Source organism: Comamonas sp. (assembly GCF_036643215.1).
Lineage (GTDB): Bacteria > Pseudomonadota > Gammaproteobacteria > Burkholderiales > Burkholderiaceae_C > Comamonas.
The window spans coordinates 1-2,469 of record NZ_JAVXSJ010000082.1 but is presented as its reverse complement, the minus strand read 5'-3'; the positions used below and the strand labels follow the sequence as shown (position 1 = coordinate 2,469).

The following is a 2,469-nucleotide window of genomic DNA, read 5'->3' as shown; positions in this document are numbered from 1 at the left end:
CACGTTCAGACGGCCACGGTGAGCCATACCGATCACGACTTCCTGCACGCCCTTGGCGCTGGCGGAGTTGATCAGCTCATCCATGGCGGCGATGAAGGACTCACCACCTTCCAGCGAGAAGCGCTTCTGGCCCACGTACTTGGTGTGCAGGTAACGCTCCAGACCTTCAGCAGCCGTCAGACGATCCAGAATGCGCTTCTTTTCGTCGGCATTGAAAGTAGGCTTGGAACGGATGGATTCCAGACGTTGTTGCCACCAGCGTTTCTGGTTTTGATTGGTGGCATACATGTACTCAGCACCCAGAGTGCCGCAGTATGTTTCGCGCAGAGCATTCATCAGCTCGCGCAGTGTCATGGTTTCCTTGCCGAAGAAGGTGTTGCTGGTGTTGAACACCACTTCCTGGTCGGCATCGGTGAAGCCGTAGAAAGACGGCTCCAGCTCGGGAATTTCGGGGCGCTCAGTGCGCTTCAGAGGATCCAGATCAGCCCAGCGCTGGCCCACATTGCGGTAAGCAGCAATCAGCTGCTGCACGGCAGTGCGCTTGCGACCCAGCTCGGAGTCGGCGCCAGAAGCCACGACCACCTTGGTGCCACCTTGCTTTGCACGTTCGGCAAAAGCATTGATCACAGGCAGGTGTGGGATGTCTTTATTGTCGGTACCGTCAACTGCAGGCACATGCTGCAGGGCGTCGAAGTACTCGCGCCATGAATCGGGAACGCTGCTGGGGTTAGCCAAGTAGTTCTCATACATCTCTTCGACATAAGGCGCATTGCCGCCGAAAAGATAAGTGTTGCCTTCATAGGCTTGATAGATCGTTGACTGATCGCTCATATTTCGCTGACCTCCGCTCTCCTTTGGAGAGCATTAGCTGGTTTGTAGTACCTTCCGCGACACGGCTGTACCGGTTGGCGGATGCGACTGTGGCAAGGGAAGGCCTGAAGTTGCGAGAGCCATTGTGCCACCGTTCAAAGCCCGAGTCTTATAAAAGACATGATGTTTACAAGCCGCGTACTCGCTTACATTGCGTGGACCCTACAAACAAGGATTCGCATGCCGCTTCTGCCGCTTCACAAACGTGCATTTATTCTTCTTTTGATAGCAGTCACCCTAGGTTTCGGCTTGGTTCTGCAGGAATATGCCGTAGCCATTTTCTGGGGCGTCACCTTTGCCATTGTCTTTGCCCCCCTGCACCGAAAGCTGCTGGAGCGCATGCCCCAAAAACCAACACTGGCAGCGCTTGCAACCCTGCTAATCAGTCTGGTAATGGTGATTTTTCCGCTGGTTTTGATCAGCCTGTCTCTCATCAAAGAGACTGCCGCCATTTACGACCGCATCAACAGCGGCAACCTGTCGGCAGGGAGCTACGTGGAGCAGGTCTTCAACGCCCTGCCCTCATGGATGACGCCCTGGATGGACAAGCTGCATCTAGGCACTCTGGCCGAGATTCAGAACAAGCTCTCCAATATTGCGCTGCAAGTGAGCAAGCTCGCCGCCACCAAGGCTGTGGGTCTGGGTCAGAACACACTGGGCTTCATCGTCGGCTTCGGCGTGATGCTGTATCTCATCTTCTTTTTGCTGCGTGATGGCAAAGCGCTGGTAGCCCGCATCTGGGCTGCGACCCCTCTAGCGCCCGACCACAAACGCGAGCTTGCTACCAAATTCATTACCGTCATCCGCGCCACGGTCAAAGGCAACCTGGCTGTTGCTGCGGCACAGGGTGCACTGGGCGGTCTGATTTTCTGGATTCTTGGCATTCAAGGCGCCGTGCTGTGGGCCGTGGTCATGGCCTTCCTATCCTTGCTGCCCGCCGTGGGGGCAGGCCTGGTCTGGGGCCCTGTGGCGATCTACTTCTTCGCCACCGGCGAAGTCACCAAAGGTGCCATTCTTGCCGCTTATGGGGTTGTGGTGATTGGACTGGTAGACAATGTGCTACGACCCTTACTGGTCGGCAAAGACACCAAGATGCCGGACTACGTTGTCTTGATCTCGACGCTGGGCGGCATGGCCTTGTTTGGACTCTCGGGCTTTGTCCTCGGCCCTGCGATTGCGGCCCTCTTCATGGCCGCCTGGGAACTGTTTACTTCCATGCAGGAGCAGGAAGAAAAGCAACTAAGCACTGAATTCGATCAAAAACGCGCAATCGAAGATAAGACAACAGAGACAAAAAAAGTCAGCAGACCACCTGAAATCAAGTCAGAAAATCCCGAAGTTGAGCCATAAATATTGATCGTAAACAACAGAAATCACTCCATAGCTAAAAGGTATGGCGGTCATTAAGAAAAACAAAAACGAATTAAAACAATCAAAGACGCTCAACCTTACTCAACAATTAAGGGTTTGTTACTGCTATCAAAAAAGGGCCAAGCCGTAAAATTTGCTTTCACATAAGCGTTCAACCGAAAAGGTACCCCACGATGGTCCAATTCTCCAGACGCCAGTTCATGAAAGTGACTGGTTCGACTCTGGCGG

At 53.9% G+C, this 2,469-nt stretch carries 2 protein-coding genes; one reads left to right on the top strand and one right to left on the bottom strand.

The window, feature by feature from the left end; genetic code table 11:
* On the bottom strand, positions 1-831 hold an 831-nt coding region (locus RSF91_RS19760), incomplete at its 3' end, for a 2-oxoglutarate dehydrogenase E1 subunit family protein (protein WP_442878905.1).
* A 219-nt stretch (positions 832-1,050) separates the two neighbouring features.
* Between RSF91_RS19760 and RSF91_RS19755 the strand changes: the two genes are divergently transcribed.
* Positions 1,051-2,220: an AI-2E family transporter gene (locus RSF91_RS19755; RefSeq protein WP_332569999.1), complete on the top strand. Its 1,170-nt coding sequence runs from the start codon at positions 1,051-1,053 to the stop codon at positions 2,218-2,220.
* Positions 2,221-2,469 lie beyond the last annotated feature (249 nt).

What these genes read in the sequence shown, in the direction of transcription:
- RSF91_RS19755 (WP_332569999.1), top strand. Translation starts at nt 1,051, where the DNA reads ATGCCGCTTCTGCCGCTTCACAAACGTGCATTTATTCTTCTTTTGATA.